This is a genomic window from Streptomyces sp. NPDC049541, assembly GCF_044465725.1.
Taxonomy (GTDB): Bacteria; Actinomycetota; Actinomycetes; order Streptomycetales; family Streptomycetaceae; genus Streptomyces.
In genome coordinates this window covers 98,641-120,783 of sequence record NZ_JBITLY010000004.1, presented here as the reverse complement: position 1 = coordinate 120,783, position 22,143 = coordinate 98,641, and the positions used below count along the sequence as shown (strand labels likewise).

The 22,143-nt window shown below is 71.3% G+C and carries 19 protein-coding genes and 1 pseudogene; 7 read left to right on the top strand and 13 right to left on the bottom strand.

From position 1 onward, the window contains the following. Positions 1-308 precede the first annotated feature (308 nt). Both ACIBW9_RS16375 and ACIBW9_RS16370 read right to left on the bottom strand, forming a co-directional pair. Positions 309-2,399, bottom strand: coding sequence for a tetratricopeptide repeat protein (locus ACIBW9_RS16375; protein ID WP_398955452.1), 2,091 nt, complete (start codon positions 2,397-2,399; stop codon positions 309-311). A 135-nt stretch (positions 2,400-2,534) separates the two neighbouring features. Beyond that, complete coding sequence (locus ACIBW9_RS16370; protein WP_398955450.1) at positions 2,535-2,972, bottom strand: PPOX class F420-dependent oxidoreductase; 438 nt, start codon at positions 2,970-2,972, stop codon at positions 2,535-2,537. A 90-nt stretch (positions 2,973-3,062) separates the two neighbouring features. Here ACIBW9_RS16370 and ACIBW9_RS16365 point away from each other — a divergent pair, with 90 nt between their 5' ends. From ACIBW9_RS16365 to ACIBW9_RS16355, 3 genes are all read left to right on the top strand, one after another. Beyond that, positions 3,063-3,638: a TetR/AcrR family transcriptional regulator gene (locus ACIBW9_RS16365; RefSeq protein WP_398955448.1), complete on the top strand. Its 576-nt coding sequence runs from the start codon at positions 3,063-3,065 to the stop codon at positions 3,636-3,638. Continuing rightward, the gene (locus ACIBW9_RS16360) at positions 3,635-5,011 is read left to right on the top strand and encodes an MFS transporter (RefSeq protein WP_398955446.1); all 1,377 of its coding nucleotides are present in this window, start codon (positions 3,635-3,637) and stop codon (positions 5,009-5,011) included. The genes ACIBW9_RS16365 and ACIBW9_RS16360 overlap by 4 nt, the downstream gene beginning before the upstream one ends. Positions 5,012-5,160: 149 nt before the next feature. After that, complete coding sequence (locus tag ACIBW9_RS16355; RefSeq protein WP_398955444.1) at positions 5,161-6,390, top strand: serine hydrolase domain-containing protein; 1,230 nt, start codon at positions 5,161-5,163, stop codon at positions 6,388-6,390. Between the two features lie 68 nt (positions 6,391-6,458). Here ACIBW9_RS16355 and ribA read toward each other — a convergent pair whose 3' ends face one another. Then, positions 6,459-7,118, bottom strand: coding sequence for a GTP cyclohydrolase II (gene ribA / locus ACIBW9_RS16350; RefSeq protein ID WP_389077000.1), 660 nt, complete (start codon positions 7,116-7,118; stop codon positions 6,459-6,461). A 38-nt stretch (positions 7,119-7,156) separates the two neighbouring features. On the opposite strand from ribA, the gene ACIBW9_RS16345 reads away from it, so the two are divergent. Beyond that, on the top strand, positions 7,157-7,963 hold the full coding sequence (locus tag ACIBW9_RS16345; RefSeq protein WP_398955441.1) for a creatininase family protein: 807 nt from the start codon (positions 7,157-7,159) through the stop codon (positions 7,961-7,963). Positions 7,964-8,115: 152 nt separating this feature from the next. On the opposite strand, the pseudogene ACIBW9_RS16340 reads toward ACIBW9_RS16345, so the two are convergent. The 5 genes and pseudogenes from ACIBW9_RS16340 to ACIBW9_RS16320 form a co-directional block, all read right to left on the bottom strand. Next, a pseudogene (locus ACIBW9_RS16340) lies at positions 8,116-9,309 on the bottom strand (YbhN family protein); the annotation flags it as partial. Continuing rightward, positions 9,306-10,289: a methyltransferase domain-containing protein gene (locus ACIBW9_RS16335; RefSeq protein ID WP_398955439.1), complete on the bottom strand. Its 984-nt coding sequence runs from the start codon at positions 10,287-10,289 to the stop codon at positions 9,306-9,308. The pseudogene ACIBW9_RS16340 and the gene ACIBW9_RS16335, both read right to left, overlap by 4 nt. Further along, entirely contained in the window at positions 10,286-11,497 is a 1,212-nt protein-coding gene (locus ACIBW9_RS16330; RefSeq protein WP_398955437.1) for a glycosyltransferase family 4 protein, read from the bottom strand. Before ACIBW9_RS16330 ends, ACIBW9_RS16335 begins: the two co-directional genes overlap by 4 nt. Beyond that, the gene (locus tag ACIBW9_RS16325) at positions 11,494-11,892 is read right to left on the bottom strand and encodes a 6-pyruvoyl trahydropterin synthase family protein (RefSeq protein ID WP_398955435.1); all 399 of its coding nucleotides are present in this window, start codon (positions 11,890-11,892) and stop codon (positions 11,494-11,496) included. The genes ACIBW9_RS16330 and ACIBW9_RS16325 overlap by 4 nt, the downstream gene beginning before the upstream one ends. A 116-nt stretch (positions 11,893-12,008) precedes the next feature. Next, positions 12,009-12,989, bottom strand: coding sequence for a dehydrogenase (locus tag ACIBW9_RS16320; RefSeq protein WP_398955433.1), 981 nt, complete (start codon positions 12,987-12,989; stop codon positions 12,009-12,011). Positions 12,990-13,097: 108 nt separating this feature from the next. Here ACIBW9_RS16320 and ACIBW9_RS16315 point away from each other — a divergent pair, with 108 nt between their 5' ends. From ACIBW9_RS16315 to ACIBW9_RS16305, 3 genes are all read left to right on the top strand, one after another. After that, positions 13,098-13,880 (top strand): CDP-alcohol phosphatidyltransferase family protein, encoded by a 783-nt coding sequence (locus ACIBW9_RS16315; RefSeq protein WP_398955431.1) that lies wholly within the window; start codon positions 13,098-13,100, stop codon positions 13,878-13,880. 405 nt (positions 13,881-14,285) lie between these two features. After that, positions 14,286-15,242, top strand: coding sequence for an AAA family ATPase (locus ACIBW9_RS16310; protein ID WP_398955429.1), 957 nt, complete (start codon positions 14,286-14,288; stop codon positions 15,240-15,242). A 50-nt stretch (positions 15,243-15,292) separates the two neighbouring features. Continuing rightward, positions 15,293-15,685, top strand: a complete 393-nt coding sequence (locus ACIBW9_RS16305; RefSeq protein WP_398955427.1) for an SCO5389 family protein — start codon at positions 15,293-15,295, stop codon at positions 15,683-15,685. 42 nt (positions 15,686-15,727) lie between these two features. Here the strand turns inward: ACIBW9_RS16305 and ACIBW9_RS16300 are convergent, their stop codons facing one another. The 5 genes from ACIBW9_RS16300 to ACIBW9_RS16280 all read right to left on the bottom strand — a co-directional run bounded on the left by ACIBW9_RS16300 (position 15,728) and on the right by ACIBW9_RS16280 (position 22,123). Continuing rightward, positions 15,728-17,371 carry an APC family permease gene (locus ACIBW9_RS16300; protein WP_398955425.1) on the bottom strand — a complete coding sequence of 548 codons (1,644 nt, stop codon included), beginning with the start codon at positions 17,369-17,371 and terminating at the stop codon, positions 15,728-15,730. Positions 17,372-17,537: 166 nt separating this feature from the next. Then, positions 17,538-18,902, bottom strand: coding sequence for a GH1 family beta-glucosidase (locus ACIBW9_RS16295; RefSeq protein WP_398955422.1), 1,365 nt, complete (start codon positions 18,900-18,902; stop codon positions 17,538-17,540). 41 nt (positions 18,903-18,943) lie between these two features. Beyond that, entirely contained in the window at positions 18,944-19,783 is an 840-nt protein-coding gene (locus ACIBW9_RS16290; protein WP_398956452.1) for a carbohydrate ABC transporter permease, read from the bottom strand. Positions 19,784-19,805: 22 nt separating this feature from the next. Next, the gene (locus ACIBW9_RS16285) at positions 19,806-20,801 is read right to left on the bottom strand and encodes a carbohydrate ABC transporter permease (RefSeq protein ID WP_398955420.1); all 996 of its coding nucleotides are present in this window, start codon (positions 20,799-20,801) and stop codon (positions 19,806-19,808) included. A 5-nt stretch (positions 20,802-20,806) separates the two neighbouring features. Then, a complete protein-coding gene (locus ACIBW9_RS16280) occupies positions 20,807-22,123 on the bottom strand; it encodes an ABC transporter substrate-binding protein (protein ID WP_398955418.1) in 1,317 nt (438 codons plus the stop codon). Positions 22,124-22,143 lie beyond the last annotated feature (20 nt).

Here is a 22,143-nt window from a genome sequence, read left to right as displayed (position 1 = left end):
AGGCACGGCTCCCGCAACCACGCCACCTGACACCCGCGTTCGAGGGCCTCAAGCCCCTCAATCCACGCGGCTCGCAGCAGGAGAGGCACGGGAGCCACCAGCCGGGCAGGGCTGCCCATCCCAGACGGGCAGCCCACCACCAGCAGCTCACTCCGCCGTGACACACCGCTCCCGAACCCTCCGCAGGCACGCCACTGACACGCAGCGATCTCCCCACCCAAGGCCCTCGGCCCCCTCGCCGATCCACGCGGCTCGCAGCAGGCGAGGGGCTGCCCATCCGGATCGGCACGGCGGCCCGCCCCCACGGCTCACTCCGCCGTGACGCACCGCTCCCGCAGCACCCGCAGCCATGCCACCTGGTACTCGGCGTTCTCCCGGGCGAGGGCCGTGAGTGCCTCGTCGATCAGGGGGCGGGCGAGGTGCGGCTCGTCGCCGGCCAGGTGGTTTTCGGCGAGGTCGGTGAGGGTGCGGGCCGTGTTGTAGGCCTCGGCGGTGTCGCGGAAGAAGCGCAGGGCGCGTTGGAGGCGCTGCGCCGCCTCCTCGCGGCGGCCGAGGCCGCGCAGGGCACGTCCGCGGTGGCGTTCCAGCAGGGCGCGGGCGCGTGGGAGGTCGGCGGCGCCCTCGTCGTCGGGGCCGATGCCGTCGAGGATGCCGTACGCCTCCTCGAAGGAGTCGTACGCCTCCTCGAACCGCCACTGCCGCAGCCGCAGCAGCCCGAGGAACTCGACCGCGGAGGCGTGACCGCGTACATGGCCGGCCGTCCGCTCGTCACGGGCGGCGGCGAGCGCTTCGGGTTCGGCTTCGTCCCAGCGGCGCAACTCCGTGAGGGTGTGGGCGAGTTGGGCGTGCAGGGCGCCGGCCGTGCGGGTGCCGGGGAAGTGCTCGTCGGCGGTGCGTGCTCCGGCGCGCAGTGCGGGCAGCAGGACGTCGTGGTGGCCGGCCTTGAGCTGGAGCGGCCACAGGGCCTGGCAGAGCAGGACGACCGTGGGCCAGTCCCGGAAGTCCTGTGCTGCGTGCACCGCCTCGACGAGACCGGGCGCCTCGGCGGCCAGGGCGGCGACGGCCGTGCCCCGGTCCGGGAAGGACACCGGTGACTCGGCGGCGGGCACCCGCCAGCTCTCGGGCAGTGCGGCCCGTGCCGCGCCGACGGCCAGGTCCCGGTAGCCGGCGACGACGCGGCTGACGGCGGCCGAGCAGGCCGCGATTCCGTCGAGGGCGGCAGCCGTGTGCTCGGCGTGGGCGCGGACGGCGGGGCGGTAGCGGTAGCGGCCGGAGTCGGTGCGTTCCAGGAGGAGGGCCTCGGCGAGTTCCTCCAGGTGGCGTGCGGCCTCGCTCTCGTGGAGGTCCGCGGCGCGGGCGGCCGTTGCGGGGTCGAGGGCGGGCCAGTCGCGCAGGGCGGCGAGCCGGTAGAGACGGGCCGCGGCGGGCGTGAGCAGACGGTACGAGTCCTCGGCGGCGGCACGGACGGGGTCGCCCTGCGGCCCGGCGGGCGGCTCCGTGTGAGCGGCCAGGCGCGGTGCCGCGGCGCGCAGGGCGTAGGGCGAGCCGGCGCACCGGTCGAGGACCGCCGGCAGCGCGGCGCGGGCCGCGCTGATCGCCGGTTTGCCGACGAGGTCGGTGAGCAGCCGTACGGCGTCCCGCCTGGCCAGCGGGCCGACCGGGATGCGCAGGGCGTCCAGGCCGGTGAGCGGCTGCCGGGCGACGACGATCGTGAAGACCCCGGGCGCCGAGGGGAGCAGCGGCCTCAGCTGGGCGGCGGACCGGGCGTGGTCGAGCAGGAGCAGCAGCCGCCGGTCGGCCAGACAGCGCCTCAGGAGCTCCGCCCGGTCGGCGGCGGCCGGGGGTATCTCCTCGTCGGGCAGACCGAGTCCGCGCAGCAGACTGCCGAGAACCGCTTCGGGCGCGCGGGCGCGCAGATCGGCGTAGAGCTGGCCGTCGGGGAAGCGGGCGGTCTGTCGCCAGCCCCAGTGGATGGCGAGGGTACTGGTGCCGATGCCTTCGGGGCCGTGGAGAAGCGCCAGCCGGGGGCGTCCGGCGAAGGCGCGCACAGCCTCCTTGTCCAGGGCCTTCAGGGCCTTTTGGCGGTCCGTGAAGAAGTGCGGGGCGGTGGGCAGACAGGGGCGGTGCGGTCCCGATCCGGTGCCGCGAGCCCGTACACCGGCGGCGAACTGCGCCCACGCCCGGGCCAGTTGGGGGTCCCGCTGTACGCGTTCGTGCACCAAGCGGGCCACCTCGTCCAGTTGGCCGGGGGTCGTGGGAGCCATCACCTCACCCCCGGCGATACGGCGGACCAGACCGCCGGCCGACTCCCAGGCCCACTTGCCGGCCTCGTTCGCCATGCCCGACCCGACGGCTCCGAGCACCGCGCCGATGGCGCCCAGCGAAACCGGATCCACCATGCCGTGCACTCCCCGTCCTGCGTTCTCCACCGCTTCATCTGCCGCTCGCGGTGATCAACCCTAGCCGCAGTGACGGAAGATGACAGGGCATCACGGGACGGGGGCTCCCGACCGGCCGGACGGGCTCATGACCTTTCAGCCCTCGGTGGCCCCCTTCGGAATCCCGTACGCCCGCTCCACCTTCAGCCGCACCACCAGGCGCCGGTCGCGGACCATCGCGGCACGGTAGTCGTCCCAGTCCGGGTGCTCGCCCAGGACGTCGCGGTACAGGCGGATCAGCTCCTCCACCGTGTCGTCGTGCGGGTCCTTGGCGACGGGTGTGAGCTCGGCGGTGCCCTCGACGACCGTGTAGGCGCGGCGGTCCGGGGTGGACACGTGGTACGACGCCCGAGCGTCCCGGCGCAGATTGCGGGTCTTGGCCCGGTCGTCGGTGACGGAGATCCGGATGATGCCCTCGTCCGGGTAGTAGTGATGGCTGACGTTCGACAGCTGGGGCCGGCCGTCGCGCTTGAGGGTGACCAGTACGCCGCTACGGTCGTCGGAGAGCAGCTCGAGCAGTGTGTCGTGAGTCATACCCGGATCAACCCGCGGGACCGATCTACGCATTCCCGTCCGCCCATGTGTCGGTAGACACCGTCTACTACCCCCTGGTAGACAGTGTCTATGAATGCATCGGAGCGTGGGCTGCGGGACCGGCTGGTCGACGTCGGAGTGGAGCTGGTCGCCGGCGAAGGCGCGCAGGCGCTGACCCTGCGGGAGATCGCGCGCCGGGCGGGCGTCTCGCACGGGGCGCCCCGCCGCTACTTCCCCACCCACCTGGAGCTGCTGTCCGCCATCGCCCGCCGCGGCTTCGCCGAACTGGCCGAGCGGGCGACGGCGGCGACCGGCGACGGCACGGCGACCCCGCGCGAGCAGCTGACGGCCCTCGGGCGGGTCTACCTCGAGTTCGCCGTCGACAGCCGCGGCATGTACGAGTTGATGTTCCGTCATGATCTGTTGGAAAGCGGACACTTGGGGCTGCGAGACACCAGCCTGCCCCTCTTCGGGCGGCTGGTGGAGCTGGTCGGGCGGGTCCGGCCCGAGGCGGACGCCCGGGTCGTCGCGGGCGCACTGTGGGCGAACCTGCACGGCATCGCCCAGCTGTGGGGCTGGGGCAGCCTCCAACTCGCCACGGGCACCGCCGACTTCGAACCTCTGCTGCGTTCGGCCCTCGGCGCGCACCTGGGGGACGGCTCGTGAGCGGGCACCGTGCGCTGACGCTGGCGTGCAGCGTGGTCGGGGCGGTGATCGTCGCCCTGGACGGCACGGTCCTCACCGTCGCGCAGCCCACCCTGCAACGCGACCTGGGCGCGTCCTTCGCGCAGGTCCAGTGGACCAGCACCGGCTATCTCATCGCGGTGGCGGGCCTGTTGGTGTTCTCCGGACGGCTCGGCGACCGGTACGGGCATCAACGGCTCTTCGCCCTGGGGATGCTGGGCTTCGGGGTGACGTCGGCGGGCATCGGTCTCGCGCCCGGTGTCGGCTGGGTGATCGGTCTGCGGGTCCTGCAAGGTGTGTTCGGGGCGCTGCTGCAGCCCGCCACGCTGGGGATGCTGCGGGCCGCGTTCCCGCCCGACCGGCTGCGGATGCCGATCGCCGTGCGGACCGGCGCGATAGGGCTCGCGGCCGCGGCGGGGCCCGTCCTGGGCGGGGCGCTGGTGGCCGGGCCGGGCTGGCGGGCGGTGTTCTTCCTCAACGTCGTACCGGCTCTCGTCCTCGGCCTGCTCGCGCTCACGCTGCGCGGCCCGGGCCCCCGGCAGTCCTCCCCCGTGCACCTGGACCTGCCCGGTGCGCTTCTGCTCGCGGTGACCCTGGCCTGTCTGGTCCACACCCTGGTCGCGCTGCCGTACGGCGGATGGACGCCGTCGAGCGCGCTCGGCCTGGTGGCGGCCGCGGCCTCGGGGGCCGCCTTCGTACGGCACGAGCGGCGGACCGCGAGCCCGCTGGTGCCGCCGGACGTCGTGGGCTCGGCGGCCGTCGGTTCCGCGCTGGGCATCCTGGTCGCCGCGTCCGCCGCCCTGAACGGCACGCTGTTCGTCGCCACCTTCCTGCTCCAGGACACGCTCGGCCTCGACCCGGTGCACATGGCCCTGCTCAGCCTGCCGCTCGCGGCTCTGATGATCGTCGCCGCGCCGGGGTGCGCGGTGCTGCTGCGCCGCGCCGGGGCGCGCCGTACGAGCGTGGCGGCGATGGCCGTGCTGGCCGCCGGGATCCTGGTGCTGGGCAGGGCCTCGGGGACGGTCGGCTTCTGCACCGGGTTCGCGCTGGTGGGGGCCGGGTTCGGCACGGTGATGGTGGCGGCCACCCATGTCGTCGTACGCCAGGCTGCCGTCGGGTCGGCCGGGGTGGCGGGCGGGTTGCAGCAGACCGCGATGAACGTCGGCCCGGTGCTGGGCGTGGCCGTAGCAACAACGCTGATGGGGCTCGGCCACGGGCACGGGCTGCCGCTGGACGTCCTCGCCGTGATGGCCATGGCGGGGGCGGTGGCGGGCCGCGCACTGCCGGAACGTTCCACCGAAACGATCAATCATGGTCAACCGGGGGTCAACGCCGCCGTTCCTGAGCGACGATGAGACCAGGCAGAACAGGCAAAGTCCGCTGCGACTCCGCGCCCCTACAGGGGCGCGGGGAACTGCGCGACCAGCCACGATGGTGCCGCAGAGGGCAGACGGTCTGTCGCGGCACTCACAGCAGAGCGCACAGCGCGCCCGGAGGAGAGCGAATGGCACAGCTGCGACAAGAGGTCGACCCGGGTGAGGCCGGGCTGGACGCCAAGGCGCTGGACCGCCTCGACCAGCACTTCGCCCACTACGTCGACGAGGGCCGCCTGCCCGGCTACCTGGTGGCCGTGGCCCGCGGCGGACGCGTCGCCCACCTCACCACCCACGGCCGGCGCGACATCGCGGCGGGGCTGCCCGTCGAGGCGGACACCCTGTGGCGGATCTACTCCATGACCAAACCGGTCACCTCGGTCGCCGCACTGATACTGGTGGAGGAGGGCCGCCTGTCGCTGGACGACCCGGTCGCCCGCCACCTCCCGGCCTTCGCCGACCCTCAGGTCTACGAGAGCGGATCCGGCTCCGAGGTCCGGACCCGCCCGGCCGCCCAGGTCCCGCTGATCCGGCATCTGCTGACCCACACCGCGGGCCTGACCTTCGCCTTCTACCACCAGCACCCCGTCGACGCCCTCTACCGCGAGGCGGGCCTCGATTCGGCCGTACTGCCCGGCTCGGACCTGGCCGGGACCGTCGACGCGTACGCGCGCCTGCCGCTGCAGTTCGAGCCGGGCACCGAGTGGAACTACTCGGTCGCCACCAATGTCCTGGGCAGGGTGATCGAGGTCGTGTCCGGGCAGCCGCTCGACGTGTTCATCGCCGAGCGCGTCCTCGGCCCGCTCGGGATGACCGACGCCGGGTTCTGCGTCACGGACGAACAGGCACCGAGGCTCTCCGAGTTGTACGGCGAGACCGAGGCCGGCGGCATCGAGCCGATCGCCGGGCTGCCGCTGCACGGGCGGCCCCGCTTCCTGTCCGGCAGCGGCGGCATGGTGGCCTCCGCCTACGACGTGCACCGCTTCATGGAGCTGCTGCGCCGCCGCGGCGAGCTCGACGGTGTCCGCCTCCTGTCCCCCGGGACGGTGGACCTGATGACCCGCAACCAGCTGCCCGGCGGCGCCGACCTGCGCGCCTTCGGCAGCCGCCCGGCCCACGACGAGCCCGGCAACGACGGCATCGGTTTCGGCCTCGGCGTCTCCGTCGTCATCGACCCGGAGCGCACCCAGGCACCCTCGGGCCTGGGCACGTTCGGCTGGAGCGGGGTGGCGACGACGACCTTCTGGGTGGACCCCGGCCGCGATCTGACCGTGCAGTTCATGACGCAGGTCCGGCCGAAGTCGTCACTCAGGCTCTTCCCGGACCTCAAGCGGCTGGTCCACGAGGCGGTCACGGACTGAACGGTCCGCGGGAGGCGACCGGATCACCTCGCCGACCGTAGTGTCGGCGAGGTGGTGCACGATCCCGCTCAGGACAGGTGGGCCACCGCGTCCAGATGCGGCAGGACGTGGTCGAGCCGCTCCCGCTTGGTGCGCAGATAGGTGATGTTGCTCTCGCACGGCGGGATCAGCAGCGGGACGGTCTCCGCCACCTGGATGCCGTGCCGCACCAACGCCTCCTGCTTGCGCGGGTTGTTGGACATCAGCCGTACCGAGTTCACGCCCAGGTCCTGCAGGATCTTGGCGGCGACGCCGTAGTCGCGGGCGTCCACCGGCAGCCCCAGCGCGAGGTTCGCCTCGACGGTGTCCAGGCCCTCCGCCTGCAGCGCCATCGCCCGCAGCTTGGCGAGCAGACCGATGCCGCGGCCCTCGTGGCCCCTCAAGTAGACGACTATGCCGCTGCCTTCGGCGACCACGGCCTTCAGCGCGGATTCGAGCTGGTCACCGCATTCGCAGTGCTGGGAGCCGAACGCGTCACCGGTCAGGCACTCGGAATGCAGCCTGGTGAGGACACCCTCGGTGCCGATGTCACCGTGGACGAGGGCCACTTGCTCATCGCCGCGATCGTGATCCATGTAACCCACCGCCCGGAATTGCCCGTACACCGTGGGCAGTGGGGCATTCACAATCCGTTCCACGCCCGTGCGCTGTGGGGACTTCTTGCCGAGGACGCCGATTTTATCTGTCATGATCTGATTCCTAAGCAGAGACGAAAGGCCGTGAAGAAATGAGTGGTTCGGGCGCGCGTACGGCGGCATACGGGCTGGTGCCGGCGGACACTACGGAAGAGGTACGGACCAGGGCGGCGGGTGTCTCAACGCAGGTCGCCGTCCTTCCGGTCGGGAGCTTCGAGCAGCACGGTCCGTTCCTTCCGCTGGCGACCGACACGCTCGTCGCCTGTGCCGTGGCCCGGGAGATCGCGGCGGCGTACCCGGTGCACCTCCTTCCGCCGGTGACGATCTCCTGCTCGCACGAGCACGCGGCCTGGCCCGGGACCGTCAGCATCTCCTCCGTGACCCTTCACTCGGTGGTGAGTGACATCGCACAGTCGCTGCGCCGCTCCGGCGTCGACGTCCTGGTGGTGGTCAACGGGCACGGCGGAAACTACGTACTGGGCAACGTCGTTCAGGAATCCTCCGCCCGCGGCGAGCGCATGGCGCTGTTTCCGGCCGCCGAGGACTGGGAAGCGGCGCGGCAGCGGGCGGGGGTGACCACCTCGCTGCTGACCGACATGCACGCGGGAGAAATCGAGACCTCCATCCTTCTGCACGCTCACCCGGAATTGCTCCGCCCCGGTTATGAGACCTCCGATTTCGTCGCGGACGACCGGCGTCATCTGCTCACCCTCGGGATGTCCGGCTATACCGATTCGGGCGTCATCGGACGCCCTTCGCTCGGTTCCGCGGAAAAGGGGAAGGAACTGCTCGCCGCCTTGGCGGATTCCTTCGGAGCGTATTTCTCACTCCTCACCTCGGCGGACGATTCCGGCACGGAAACCGGAAAGACGGGGGAAGCCGGCAGCGCGCGCGGGTAGTCGGGTTCGCGTGCGGGTTCCGGGGCTGCCTCAGCGGCCGTTCCGGAGCCTGCGCGCAGGCCCGTGTACCAGCGGGCGACGAGGACGGCGAGGCCGGGCAGGGCCGCCACGAAGCTGAGCACCCCGTAGACCACGGAGACGGCCACCCCGCTGCTCGCGCCGAGCCCCGCCGCTCCGAACGCCCAGGCGGCGACGCCCTCGCGGGGACCGAAGCCGCCGACGTTCAGCGGCAGGCCCATCGCGATCAGCGCGAGGACCGCCAGCGGCAGCAGCGCGGCGACCGAGGCTCCGGATCCGGCGACCCGTGCGGCCAGCACGAACATCGCGACGTGGCCGGCCAGGATCAGCACCGACGAGACGACGACACCCGGCCAGTTCCGGCGCGACAGCAGCCCCTCGCGCGCCTCGGCGAGCGTCGCGCGCAGCGCCCGACCGCGGCGGGAGGGCGTCCCGTTCATCCGCAGCGCCACCAGGACGGCGAGCGCGCCCACCGCCGCGAGCCCCACCAGCGGCGCGAAGTGCCTGGTCTGCGCCAGCACGGGCGACGGCATCGTCAGCAGCACGGCACCGCCGAGGACGGTCAGCGCGACCTGCCCGGCGACCCGTTCCAGGACCACCGAGCGCACGCCGCGGCCCATGTCACCGGCGCTCTGCCCGTGCCGTACCGCACGGTGCACATCGCCGAGGACACCGCCGGGCAGGGCCGCGTTCAGGAACAGTGCCCGGTAGTAGTCGGCGACGGCCTCCCCCAGCGGCAGCCGGATCTTCAGGCCCCGGGCCACCAGGGCCCAGCGCCAGGCGCTGAGCACGGTGGTGGCCACACCGATCAGGAGGGCCAGCACCAGCGTCGTCGTGTCGATCCGCCGCAGCCCGTCCAGGAGGACGCCGGTACCGAGGCGCCACAGCAGCGCCCCGAGGATGACGGCACCGGCGACCGTACCGAAGTGGGTCCGTACGGCACGGGAGTTGAGCCGGGACACGATGGCACGCCACCGGGGCGTCCGCGCGGCGGCCGACTCGGGCCGGGCCGCGGAGACGATCACGCCGATACGGGCCTCGGAGACGGCGGGACCCACGGGTGGGGCGGACGCGAGTACATCCACCCGCGTCCGCAGCGCCGCGTCCCGCGCGGCGAGGCAGGGCGCGCCGTCCGCCCATATCTCGACCGCGACGGAGGCGGCACCGCCGGCCGCACCCGCTGCTGCCGGGCGGACGGCGCATTCGGTTCGCGTCTCCGGGCCGACGCCGGTCGGCGCCCCGGACACGACGTCCACACCCCGCCCGGCCGCCACGACGCCGCGCAGGTCGGCTCGCACCACGTGTGCCCGTACCGTCTCGATGCTCATGCCGCGCCGCCCGTCGGCCGGGACAGTGCCAGCAGGTCGCTGTGGTGGACCACGACGTGGAGTTCGCCCGCCCCGCAGGCGGCCAGGCGGTCCTGCAGATACCGTTCTGCGCGGGCCTTCAGCTCGGGGCGTTCCTCGACGGCCGCGCCCACCCAGCCCCGCAGCCACTGGGCCGTCAGCGCGGCCTCGTCGGGGCCGAGGCGCCAGGGGCTGGGGTTGACCCGTACCGTCGCGCCCCGTTCCGAGAAGGCCTCGCAGGCCACCGTGATCGCGTCCGGGCCGAGCAGGTCGCCGCGGCGCTGGTGTGCGTTGAACGCCTCGGTGATCTCCTCGTCCATCGGGTCGGACGGGGTGAGTTCGACACGTCCGGCCACCGAGAGCGTCAGCAGGGCGGGGCAGCCGGCCCCGGTGCAGGCGGCGGCGAGGGTCTCGATCTCCTCGCGGGTGAGGACGTCGAGCAGCGCGGACGCCGTCACCAGCGAGGCACCGGCGAGCGCGTCCGGGGTGAGCCGGGCGACGTCGCCGCGGCGCGTCTCCACGCTGACCCGGCTGCCGTCGGCGGCGGACCGCGGGGAGGCGACGGCCGCGAAGTGCAGCAGGTACGGGTCGCGGTCGTGCAGGACCCAGTGCTGGGCGCCGTCCAGACGGGGTGCGAGCCAGCGGCCCATCGAGCCGGTGCCGCAGCCCAGGTCGTGGATGACCAGCCCGGCCTTGCCCGGCAGGTTGGCCAGCCGTATCCGCAGCGGGTCGAGCAGCTCGTGCGCCCGCGCGGCGGCGTCAGCGGGTTCCCGCAGCTCCAGCCACTCGGGCGCGTAACGCGGCGGTTCCTCGGGCCCGGTGTCCCGCAGCCGCACGGTGGGGCGCTCGCCGGGGCGCGGGGCGGGGCCGGCGCCGGGGATCACGGAGTCGTCCGTCTCGGAGTCGCCCCGCGGTCCGGGCTGCGCCGGGATCTTCTCGCTGATCTGTACCGTCCTGTTCATGCCGCCCTCCTGGGTTCGCTCGGCAGCCGGCCCAGTACTCCGGCAAGGCTTCGGGCCGTGGTCGCCCATCCGTCCAGGGCGGCCCGCCGGCCCCGGGCGGCGGCCTTCAGCCGGCGTCGTACGTCGGCCTCGCCGAACCAGCCGCGCAGTTCGGCGGCGAGGGCGGCGGGGTCCTCCGGCGGCACGAGGATGCCGGGAACACCGCCGTCGGGGGCGCGTCCGACCGCCTCGGGCAGACCGCCGACATCCGTGGCCAGCACGGGGATGCCGCGCGCGAGGGCCTCCGTCACCGCCATGCCGTACGTCTCCGCGTACGAGGTGAGGACCATGAGGTCGGCGGCGTTGTAGCTGGCGTCGAGCTCGGCACCGGCCTGCGGGCCGGCCAGGTGGATGCGGTCCTCCAGACCGTGCTCCTTGATCAGCAGCCGCAGGTGTGCGACGTACGCGGGGTCGTGCCCGAGCCCTCCGACGCACACACAGCTCCACGGCAGGTCGGCCGCCGCGGCCAGCGCCTGCACCAGCCGGTGCTGCCCCTTGCGCGGGGTCACCGACGCCACGCACAGCAGCCGGGAGACGCCGTCGGTGCCGGAGGCGAGCGGCGCGATGTCGGCGCCGGGGGCGGCGACGTGCACCCGCTCGGGGGCGAGGCCGTGGTGGGCGACGAGGCGGCGGACCGCCCAGTCGCTGGTGGCGATCACGGCGGGCACGGCCCGCAGCACGTCACGCTCCTTGGCGTCCAACTCGGCGGCCACGGCGGGCTCCAGGCCCCGCTCGTCGCCGAGCGGAAGGTGCACGAGGACGGCGAGGTTCAGGCGCTCCGTCTCCGGTACGACGATCTCGGGGACCCCGCAGGCGACGATCCCGTCCAGCAGGACGACCGTCCCGTCCGGCAACTCCCGCAGCGTCCGTGCGAGTTCCGCACGGGCCGCCGCCCCCGGCCGGGGCCACTCGCCTGCCACGGCGTGCTTGTGCACCTGCCAGCCGAAGCCGGGCAGGTCCAGGCTGATGCGCCGGTCATAGGCGTTGCCGCCGCTCGGCGCGGCCGGGTCGTCGACGCCGCCCGGCATGACGAAGTGCACGGAGCGCAGGGACATGGGGATGATCTCGGCGTTCTTCAGGGCGGAGTGCTGCACGGGCACATAGCTGAGCGACGTGGTCTCCGCCTCCCCCGGGGCGTTCTCCACCTTCTCCAAGGTCACGTCGGTCACAGGGCACGCTCGTAACTGGCCCAGGCGATGTGCGACTCGTGCAGGGTCACCGAGATGCCCACGATGCCCTTGGCGCCCTCGCCCAGCGCGCCCTTCTCGATCCGCTCGGCGAGCCGGTCGGCGATGACCTTCGCCAGGAACTCCGTGGAGGTGTTGACGCCGGCGAACTCGGGCTCGTTGTCGAGGTTGCGGTAGTTCAGCTCGCTGACGACGGCACCGAGTTCCTGGGTGGCGAGTCCGATGTCGACGACGATGTTGTCGTCGTCCAGCTGCTCGCGCCGGAACGTGGCGTCCACCAGGAACGTCGCTCCGTGCAGGCGCTGCGCGGGTCCGAAGACCTCGCCGCGGAAGCTGTGGGCGATCATGATGTGATCGCGGACGGTGACACTGAACAACGGACGACCCTCCAGGTGCGGCGCGTCTGGTCCTCCGGCCATTGGCCACCGGAGGATGCCGTGTAGTACGGCTCTTCGCTTCCCCCCGTTCAGCCGACTCTCACTCTTTTCTCAGGTCAGACCGTTTCGGGGTACCTCACACGGTGACACAGCGCGGGAATCTCGCCGTTGGCCAGCCGGGGCATCACCTCCGGCAGCTCCTCGAACGCGCTTTCCCCTGTGATGAGTGCGTCGAGTGCCGGGTCGGCGAGCAGGTCGAGGGCCAGGGCGAGCCGGTCGGCGTAGCTGCGGTTCGCGCGGGCCGGGGAGACGGTGCCGACCTGGCTGCTGCGGATCGTCAGCCGCCGGGAGTGGAAGGCCTCGCCGAGCGGGAGGCTCACCTTCCGGTCGCCGTACCAGCTCAGTTCGACGACGGTGCCTTCGGCGGCCAGGAGTTCCAGGGCCCGGGCGAGACCCTGTTCGGTGGCGCTGGCGTGCACGACGAGGTCCCGTTCCCCGAGCGCGTCCTCGGGCAGCGCGAAGTCGACTCCGAGGGCCTCGGCGGTCTTGGCGCGGGCCGGGTCGGCGTCGACGAGTTGCACCCGTACGCCCGGGAAGCGGGCCAGCAGGGCCGCCACCGAGCAGCCGACCATGCCGCCGCCGACCACCGCGATCCGGTCGCCGACCAGCGGGGCCGCGTCCCACAGGGCGTTCACGGCGGTCTCCACGGTCCCGGCGAGGACGGCCCGCTCGGCAGGAATGGTGTCCGATACGACCGTAACGGCCGAAACCGGCACCACATACCGCGTCTGGTGCGGATACAGACAGAAGACCGTACGCCCGACCAGCTCCTCGGGCCCCTCCTCCACCCTCCCGACACTGAGGTAGCCATACTTCACGGGTGCGGGGAACTCGCCCTCCTGGAAAGGCGCTCGCATGGCCGCGTGCTGACTCTCCGGAACGCCGCCGCGGAAGACGAGCGTCTCCGTGCCGCGGCTGACCCCGGAGAAGAGCGAGCGCACCAGCACCTCGCCCTCGGCGGGTTCGGGCAGGTCGACGGTCCGGATCTCGCCGAGACCCGGACGACTCAGCCAGAACGCGCGTGCGATGCGGGTCATCCGGCCTCCTCCTGAACGATCGGGAAGTTGTTCACGTACCGAGGTGTGCACAGGCCGCGCACAGTACGCGGCGTTGATCGACTTTGTCATTCGGCCGGAGGGTGTGCGGTGGCCCTGAACAACACTTACGACGCAAGGCTGGTCCAGCAGGAGACCGCTGTGGGAGCGGGCGTTCAGATCCTGTTGCTGGCCCTGCTCGGCACGGCGATCGGCATGGGGCCGGCGGGCTGGCTGACCGGCCTCGTCTTCGCCGTCGCCATGTGGGCGGTGCTCTCACGGGCACTGCACCGCACCCGGCCGCGCTCGTTCGGCCCGGCCAACCGCGTGACGCTCGGCCGGGCGACCCTGGTGGGCGGTGTCACGGCCCTGGTCGCGGACTCCTTCGAGAGCTCCCCGCCGGTCACCGCCCTCGTCGGCCTCACGGCGGTCGCCCTCATCCTGGACGGCGTCGACGGCAAGGTCGCCCGCGCCACCGGCACCTCCACCCCTCTGGGCGCCCGCTTCGACATGGAGGTCGACGCGTTCCTCATCCTGGTGCTCAGCGTCTACGTCTCCATGCAACTCGGTCCGTGGGTCCTGCTCATCGGCGGCATGCGCTACGCCTTCGTCGCCGCGGCCCGCGTCTGGCCGTGGCTGAACGCCTCCCTGCCGCCGAGCACGGCCCGCAAGACGGTCGCCGCGATGCAGGGCGTCTGCCTTCTCCTGGCCGCCTCGGGCTACCTCCCCTCCATGGCTTCCCTCGCGGTCGTCGTACTGGCCCTGGCCTCCCTGATCTGGTCCTTCGGCCGGGACGTCCTGTGGCTGCGGCGCACGTCCCGGGTCCGGGACGGCGAGGTGGAGGAGATGCTGGACCTGGAGTCGGAGCGCGAGCCGGTGACGTCGACGTCCTGAACAACGCCGGTTCGCGGCCTCATGGGCGGGCCGCGGCGCACATGTCAGGAAGCAGCCCGGCAGCGCCCCCGCAAGGGGCGCGGGGAACTGCGCGACCAGCCACAACGGGCCGGCAGACAACCGACAACGCATCCCGGCTCTCACGGCAGAGCGCTGACACGCTCGGCAACAACCAGCCCCACCGCAGCCGCGCTGACGGCACGGTGTGCAGGTAGACGACGCGGCAGCCGCCGCCCGCGGCAGCGAACGCGAGCAACTCGGCGAGGTTGCATTGAGCACGCCTTCTTGATCACCGCCCGATCGCCGCCCGATCACCATCCGGCCCCCGTCGATTTGACAGACCGTCGGGAGCTGCCTAAAACCTAGCCACATGACATTCATTTTCAAAATGAGGTCGGCCCGGTAATGCGGGTCGCGTTCGTCGGCAAGGGCGGCAGCGGCAAGACCACCCTCTCAGCGCTCTTCGCCCGTCATCTGGCCCGCTCCGGCGCCCCGGTACTCGCCATCGACGGCGACATCAACCAGCACCTGGCCGAGGCGCTGGGACACGACCAGGACCCTCTGGACACCCCGCCCCTGGGCGCCCATCTGCCCGAGATCAAGGACTGGCTGCGGGGCTCCAACCCGCGCATCGCCTCCCGCGAGGCGATGATCAAGACGACCCCGCCCGGCCGCGGCTCCCGCCTCCTGCGCCTACTCGGCGACGACGAACTCCACGCGCGCCACGTCCGGCGCGTGGGCGACGTGCCGCTGATGGTGACGGGCGAGTTCGACGAGAGCGACCTCGGGGTGGCCTGCTACCACTCCAAGCTCGGCGGCGTCGAGCTCTATCTCAACCACCTGGTCGACGGACCAGGCGAGTACGTGGTGGTCGACATGACGGCGGGCGCGGACGCCTTCGCCTCCGGCCTGTTCACCCGGTTCGACATCACGTTCCTGGTGGCGGAACCGACCCGCAAGGGCGTCTCGGTCTACCGCCAGTACCGCGATCACGCCCGCGAGTTCGGGATCCGTGTCGCCGTGATCGGCAACAAGGTGACGGGCGAGGACGACCTGCTGTTCCTCAAGGAGCAGGTGGGCGACGACCTCCTCACCCACCTGGTCCACTCCCCCTGGGTACGGGCGGCCGAACAGGGCCGCGCGGAGGGCGGTCTGGACACCCTGGAGCCGCACAACCGCCACGCCCTGACCATCCTGCGCGAGACCGTCGACGCCCACCCCAGGGACTGGCCCGCCCTCCACCGCCACGCCGTCGAGTTCCACCTGCGCAATGCCCGCGCATGGGCGAACGAGGCGACCGGCCTGGACCTGGCCGCCCAGGTGGACCCGGAGTTCGTACCGGGCCCGTCGGCGCTCACCTGACCGCTCCCCCCCAGACCATCCACCAACTCATAGAACGGACGCCTGTTTCCATGTCTCTCGACGTCTCCCCGAAGCTCCTCGCCGAAGCCGAGTCCGGTGACATCCGCGAGGAGGACTTCGTGGACACGGTCCGCACGTCCCTCCCGTACGCCTACGACCTGATCGCTTCCCTCGCCGGCGAACTCAAGGGCGGAACGGCCGAGTTCACCGACAACCAGACCCCTCCCCCCTCCGAGCAGGAGCGCGGCCAGCTTCTGCGCGCCCTCGCCAGCGACGCCATCCGCGGCAGCCTGGAACGCCACTTCGGCGTGGAACTGGCCTTCCAGAACTGCCACCGGGTGGCGGCGTTCCGGCCGGGGGCACGGCACGGCGAGACGTACGGGCGCTTCACGTCGCTGCGGTCGCAGGTGCTGAACCAGTCGCCGGAGTTCCGGGACTGCTGACGCGCCTCGCGCCCTGCCGGCCGGCTCGGCCCGAGGCCCCGGTCAGAGGACCTCTTCCTCCTCGGGGACGACGACCTGGTCGATCATGTACTGGATCTTCTCGGCCGGCAGGGCGACCGCCATGGCCCAGTAGTAGATGACGAGGCTGAAGACAGCCGTGGCGAGCATGTCCCACCACAGCGGGAACCACGGGTGCTTCAGGGGCCCGAAGTCGCTGAGGTAGACGATCAGGCCCATGCCGATCAGGTAGGCGGGCAGCCACTGCGCGGCCCGCAGGTCCAGCTGTGGGGTGATCGGGTTCATCTTGAACACCCGGTTGGCGATCAGGATGACGTAACCGATGAGGATGGCGACGCCGAGCTTCCAGTCGGTCGTCCAGCCCGACCAGAGGATCAGCAGGTTGGCGACGATGAAGGCGAGCGGCGACATCCAGCTGCCGCCGGGCAGCCGGTAGGGGCGGTGGGCGTCGGGCAGCCGGTTGCGGAACACGCCGAAGGACAGCGGGGCGCCCGCGTACATCAGCACGCTCGCACTGGTGATCAGTCCGACCAGGGAACGCCAGCTCGGGAAGGGCAGGAAGCAGATGCAGCCGATCACGAAGGCGGTGATCAGACCGACCCAGGGGACACCGCGCTCGTTGGTCTTCTCGAATGCCGAGGGCACGTAGCCGTTGCGGCTCAGGCCGTACGAGACCCGGGAGGAGCCGGTGATGTAGATCAGGCCGGTGCCGGCGGGGGAGACCACCGCGTCGAGATAGAGGATCGTGGCCAGCCAGCCGAGGCTGATGAGCGTGGCCACCTGGGCGAACGGTCCGCTCAGGGCGTTGAACGCGGAGTCGGCCCAGGTGTGGCCGATCTGGTTCGCGGGGAGCGCGGCGAGGAAGGCGACCTGCAGGAGGACGTAGATGATGATGCCCAGGATGATCGATCCGATGACCGCCCGCGGGATGTCCCGCTTGGGATGCGCGCTTTCACCGGCCAGCTGGTCGGCCTGCTCGAAGCCCAGCAGGGCGAAGATGATGCCGCTGGTCGAGACGGCGGACAGGATGCCCTTGGCGCCGTAGGGGTTGAATCCGTCGGCCGCGGTGAAGTTGCCCGTGTGGAACGTGGCGATGGCGAAGACGAAGATCGTCAGCAGGGGGACGCCGACCTTCCACCAGGTCGCCGCGCTGTTGGTGCGGGCCAGCAAGCGGATACTGAGGAAGTTGATCGCCGTGATGACCGCCATCAGTCCGACCGCGACGGCGATGCCGGACCCGGTCAGGACGTGCTCCCCGCCCTTGATCTTCTCCCAGCCGTGCGCCCAGGAGTAGTGCTGGCCGTAGGTGATCATGGCCAGGACCTCGATGGGGGCCACCGTGGCCGCCTGCAGCCAGGAGAACCAGCCGAAGGAGGCGCCGGCGGCGCCGCCGTAGGCGTAGTGCGGGAAGCGGGCGGTCCCGCCGGAGACCGGATACATTCCGCCGAGCTCCGCGTGCACCAGGGCCAGGATGAGGATCGCCAGGCCGCCGATGGCCCAGGAGATGATCGCCGCCGGGCCGGCCGCGGCCAGGGCGCCCTGGGCGCCGAACAGCCATCCGGATCCGATGATCGATCCCTCCGAGGCCCAGATGAGGCCGACGAAGCCGATCTCGCGCTTCAGTCCCGGTTTGGTTCCCGCGCCGGGCGCCTTCTCCGATACGGCCATGACGCACACCACCTCACAGGGTGATCCTCGTCACATTATCGTGCCACGTCGGCGCGCCCACGACAGCGGCTCATGCGTACATGACTCGGCAAAATGCCCATGATCGGGCAATCCGCACCTGTGCCGGACCCGGCTCCCGCGCCCGGTCCGGCACAGGGGTCCCGCCTCAGGCCGCTCTGCGGTGACGGCCCCGGTGGGCGCGGACGATCTCGGCGTAGCGGTGTCCGCTCCCCTTGATCGTCCGTAGCTGCGTCCGGTAGTCCACATGCACCAGCCCGAACCGCTTGTCATAGCCGTACGCCCATTCGAAGTTGTCCAGCAGCGACCAGGCGAAGTAACCGGCCACCGGGGCGCCCTTGCGCACCGCGGATGCGCAGGCCGCGAGGTGGCGTTCCAGGTAGTCCTGGCGCTCGGGGTCCTCGACGGTCCCGTCCGGGCGTACGACGTCCGGGTAGGCGGAGCCGTTCTCGGTGACGTACAGGCGCCGGGCGCCGTACTCCTCGGTGAGCCGGAGCAGCAGCGTCTCGATGCCGTTCGCGTCGATCTCCCAGTCCATGCCGGTGCGCGGGACGCCGAGCCGGCGGACCGTACGCACATGGGGTGCCGGGGCCGAGGGGTCGTCGGCGACGGTCGCCGGCATGTAGTAGTTCAGGCCGTGCCAGTCGAGCGGGGCTGCGATCGTCGCCAAGTCGCCCTCCCGCTCCGGGAGTTCGACGCCGTACACCTCGCGCATGTCGGCCGGGAACCCGCGGCCGTACACCGGGTCCAGCCACCAGCGGTTGACGTGGCCGTCCTGCCGGCGGGCGGCCCGCACGTCCTCCTCGCGGTCGGTGGCGGCGTGCACCGTGGAGAGGTTGGTGACGAGGCCGACCTGCGCGGACGGGGCCGCCGCGCGGATCGCTTCGGTGGCGAGGCCGTGGCCCAGGAGCAGGTGGTAGGAGGCACGGACGGCGGCCGTCAGATCGGTCAGGCCGGGGGCCATCCGGCCTTCCAGGTGGCCGATCCAGGCCGAGCACAGCGGTTCGTTGAGCGTGGCCCAGTGCGACACGCGGTCGCCGAGGCGTCCCGCCACGACCGAGGCGTACGAGGCGAAGGCCTGCGCGGTGTCCCGCTCGGGCCAGCCGCCGCGGTCCTGGAGGGTCTGCGGCAGGTCCCAGTGGTAGAGGGTGACGAACGGCGTGATGCCCACCGCCAGCAGCCCGTCGATCAACCTGTCGTAGAAGGCCAGGCCCTTGGGGTTCACCGGTCCGTCCCCGCCCGGCAGCACCCTCGGCCATGCGATCGACAACCGGTAGGCGTTCGTGCCCAGTCGGCGCATCAGACCGATGTCCTCGCGCCAGCGGTGGTAGTGGTCGCACGCTACGTCGCCGTTGTCGTTGCCCGCGACCTTGCCGGGGGTGTGGGAGAAGGTGTCCCAGATCGACGGGGAGCGGCCGTCCTCCGCGACGGCGCCCTCGATCTGGTACGCCGCTGTGGCCGTGCCCCACAGGAAGTCGGGCGGGAAGGCGGCGAGGTCGATGCGGTCGGACACGGAAGTCCCTTCGGAATCGGTGGAGTTGGCTTGCGGACGGTTCACTTGACGGCTCCCGCCGTGAGACCGGCGACGAGATAGCGCTGCAGCAGCAGGAACCCGGCCACCACGGGCACGCTGACGACCAGCGAGGCGGCCATGATCTGGTTCCAGTAGACGTCGTTGAGGGTGGAGTAGCCCTGGAGGCCGACGGCGAGCGTGCGGGTGGTGTCGTTGGTCATGACGGAGGCGAAGAGCACCTCGCCCCAGGCGGTCATGAAGGCGTAGACGGCGACGGCGACGATCCCGGGGATCGCGGCCGGAACGACGATCCGCAGCAGCGAGCCGAGCGGCCCGCAGCCGTCCACCAGCGCCGCCTCGTCCAGGTCGCGCGGCACCGAGTCGAAGTATCCGATCAGCATCCAGATGGAGAACGGGAGGGAGAAGGTGAGGTACGTGAGGATCAGACCGCCGCGGGAACCGAACAGGGCGATGCCGGTGGCGTTGCCGATGTTGACGTAGAGGAGGAACAGCGGAAGCAGGAAGAGGATGCCGGGGAACATCTGCGTGGACAGGACGGTGACCGTGAAGACGCGTTTGCCGCGGAAGTCGTAGCGGCTGACGGCGTAGGCGGCGAACACCGCGATCACCACCGAGCAGACGGTCGCCGTGCCCGCCACGATCAGCGAGTTCACGAAGTAGCGCGCCAGCGGGACCGTCGACCAGATGTCGATGTACGGGCGGATCGTCAGACCGCTGGGGAGCCAGCGGAACGCGCCCGTGACATCGGCGAGGGGCTTCAGCGAGCTGGAGACCATGACGTACACCGGCACCAGGACGAAGCCGGTGAGCAGGATGAGGAAGATCCGCCGGGACCAGAGGAAGGAACTCGGTGGTGCCATCGGGGACTTGATCCTCTGGGCGTCAGACATCGGCCGTCCTCCGTCCGCGTGAGGTGAGTGCCAGATACACGCCCGTCACCACCAGCAGGAAGAGCAGCAGCAGTACGGACATCGCGGAGCCGGTGCCGAAGTTCCAGGTGACGAAGGACGCCTGGTAGATGTGGACCGAGATGAGGTCCGCGGCCTCCGGCGCGGCCTTCCCGAACAGGACGTACGGCGTGTTGAAGTCGTTGAAGGTCCACAGGAAGAGCACCAGGACCAGAACCTGGTTCACGGGCCGCAGGGACGGCAGCGTGATGCGGCGGAGCTGCTGCCACATCCCGGCACCGTCCAGCGCGGCCGCCTCGTAGAGCTCGCGTGGGATGTTCTGCAGGCCGGCCATGACGATCAGGAAGGCGAACGGCCAGCCCTTCCACACCGACACGGTCAGCAGCGCGTAGAAGCTGTTGTCGCCGATCAGCCAGAAGGACGGCTTGTCGGTGAGGTGCAGCTGGTCGTGCAGGACGTGGTTCACCAGGCCGTTGTCGTGCTGGAACATGAACACCCAGGTGATCACGGCCGCGTACACCGGCAGGGCGTACGGCACCAGGAACAGCGCCCGCAGCAGACCGCGGCCGCGGAAGGTGTCCTGCATGAACACCGCGGCCGCCGTGCCGGTCAGCCAGCACAGGCCGACCGACAGCAGGGTGAAGCCGACCGTCACGAAGAAGGAGTGCAGCAGTGCCTCGCCGACGGGGGCGTCGAAGTCCACCGACACCCTGTAGTTGCCGAGGCCGGACCAGGGCGCGGTGCCCCAGTCGCGGATGTAGAACTGCGTGAGTTCCTTGAAGCTCATCACGATGCCGATGACCATCGGCACGAGGTGGACGAGGAGTTCGAGGATCAGCGCGGGCAGCAGGAGCAGGTACGGGAGGCCGGTGCGGCGGATCCGGCCGGGACGGCGGCCACGCTGTTCGCGTGCCGCCGTCCCGGCGGAACTCCCGCTCACCGAGGGCTCCTTGAGGGCGGTGGTCGTCATCGGGCTCACTTCGCCGGCATCTGCTGCTGGGCCTTTTCGAGCGCCGCCTTCACCGAGTCGGCGGTCACCGCGCGCCCGGCCGCCGCGTCCGCGAACAGGTCCTTGACGGCCGTACCGACCGCCGTCTCGAACTGCGACTCGTCGGCGACCTGCGGCAGCGCGACGGCACTCGTCGCGAGCGTCTGCTTCAGCACGGAATTGGACGCGCTGTTGAACGCGGCATCCGACTGGGCGGTCTTCACGGGCGGGATCGAGCTGTACGCCGTGTTGAGGATCTTCTGCTCGGCGTCGCTCGTCATGAACTTCACGAACTTCGTGGCGCCGTCGAGGTTGTCGGTGTTCTTGAAGACGGCGAGGTTGATGCCCGCGACCATCGAGTTGACCCGGGTGCCGGTGCCGGGGGTGCCGGACTGCACGGGCACGGGCGCGATGCCGTACGCACTCTCGCTCATGCCCTGGGACTTGAGGTTGGCGGCGGCGGACTGCCACAGCAGCATGGCCTGCTTGCCCTTGGCGAAGTCGCTCACGGACTGGTTCTGCGCGTACTCGGCGTCGCCGGTCGGGATGACCTTGTCCTTGGCCATCAGGTCGACGTACTGCTTGACCGCGGTGACCACGCCGTCGCTGGTGAAGTCGGGTTTGCCGTCCACGGTGAAGAAGTCGGCGCCGTGCTGCTTGGCGAAGACGAACACGTGGTGGATGTTCTCCGAGAGGTTCGCCCCCTCGGCACCGAGCGGCGACTTGCCCTTCGCCTTGATCTTCTTGCCGTCGGCGACGAGTTCGTCCCAGGTGGCCGGGGGCTTGGAGATGCCGGCGTCGGCGAAGATCTGCTTGTTGTAGTAGAGGGCGTAGGCCATCGAGTAGAGCGGTACGGCCGCCGGGTCCTTGCCCTGCGCGCCGGTCGAGCCGAGCGCCGAGTCGACGAAGCGGTCCTTGCCGCCGATCTTCGCGAAGTTCCCGGCGTCCCAGGGCAGCAGGGCGCCGGTGGCCTGCAGGGAGGCGCTCCAGGTGTTGCCGATGTTGAGGACGTCGGGGCCCTGGCCGGAGGTGGTCGCGGTGAGGATCCGGTTCAGCAGATCCGACCAGGGGACGACCTCCAGCTCCACCTTGATGCCCGTCTGCTTCTCGAACTTGTCGAGCTCGGGCTGCAGGACCTTCTTGTCCACGGCGATGCTCGCGCCCTGGTTGGAGGCCCAGTACGTGAGCGTCTTCGGCGAGTCGTTGGACCCTCCGCCCGTCGACGAACCGCCTCCGCAGGCCGAGGCGGCAAGGGCGAGTGACATGGTGACGGCGCCTACGGCCGCGGCTCGGATGCTGCGCATGGCTCCCGGTGTCCCTTCGG

What these genes read in the sequence shown, in the direction of transcription:
- ACIBW9_RS16375 (WP_398955452.1), bottom strand. Translation starts at nt 2,399, where the DNA reads ATGGTGGATCCGGTTTCGCTGGGCGCCATCGGCGCGGTGCTCGGAGCC.
- ACIBW9_RS16370 (WP_398955450.1), bottom strand. Translation starts at nt 2,972, where the DNA reads ATGACTCACGACACACTGCTCGAGCTGCTCTCCGACGACCGTAGCGGC.
- ACIBW9_RS16365 (WP_398955448.1), top strand. Translation starts at nt 3,063, where the DNA reads ATGAATGCATCGGAGCGTGGGCTGCGGGACCGGCTGGTCGACGTCGGA.
- ACIBW9_RS16355 (WP_398955444.1), top strand. Translation starts at nt 5,161, where the DNA reads ATGGCACAGCTGCGACAAGAGGTCGACCCGGGTGAGGCCGGGCTGGAC.
- ribA (WP_389077000.1), bottom strand. Translation starts at nt 7,118, where the DNA reads ATGACAGATAAAATCGGCGTCCTCGGCAAGAAGTCCCCACAGCGCACG.
- ACIBW9_RS16345 (WP_398955441.1), top strand. Translation starts at nt 7,157, where the DNA reads ATGAGTGGTTCGGGCGCGCGTACGGCGGCATACGGGCTGGTGCCGGCG.
- ACIBW9_RS16335 (WP_398955439.1), bottom strand. Translation starts at nt 10,289, where the DNA reads ATGAACAGGACGGTACAGATCAGCGAGAAGATCCCGGCGCAGCCCGGA.
- ACIBW9_RS16320 (WP_398955433.1), bottom strand. Translation starts at nt 12,989, where the DNA reads ATGACCCGCATCGCACGCGCGTTCTGGCTGAGTCGTCCGGGTCTCGGC.
- ACIBW9_RS16310 (WP_398955429.1), top strand. Translation starts at nt 14,286, where the DNA reads ATGCGGGTCGCGTTCGTCGGCAAGGGCGGCAGCGGCAAGACCACCCTC.
- ACIBW9_RS16305 (WP_398955427.1), top strand. Translation starts at nt 15,293, where the DNA reads ATGTCTCTCGACGTCTCCCCGAAGCTCCTCGCCGAAGCCGAGTCCGGT.
- ACIBW9_RS16300 (WP_398955425.1), bottom strand. Translation starts at nt 17,371, where the DNA reads ATGGCCGTATCGGAGAAGGCGCCCGGCGCGGGAACCAAACCGGGACTG.
- ACIBW9_RS16290 (WP_398956452.1), bottom strand. Translation starts at nt 19,783, where the DNA reads ATGGCACCACCGAGTTCCTTCCTCTGGTCCCGGCGGATCTTCCTCATC.
- ACIBW9_RS16285 (WP_398955420.1), bottom strand. Translation starts at nt 20,801, where the DNA reads ATGACGACCACCGCCCTCAAGGAGCCCTCGGTGAGCGGGAGTTCCGCC.
- ACIBW9_RS16280 (WP_398955418.1), bottom strand. Translation starts at nt 22,123, where the DNA reads ATGCGCAGCATCCGAGCCGCGGCCGTAGGCGCCGTCACCATGTCACTC.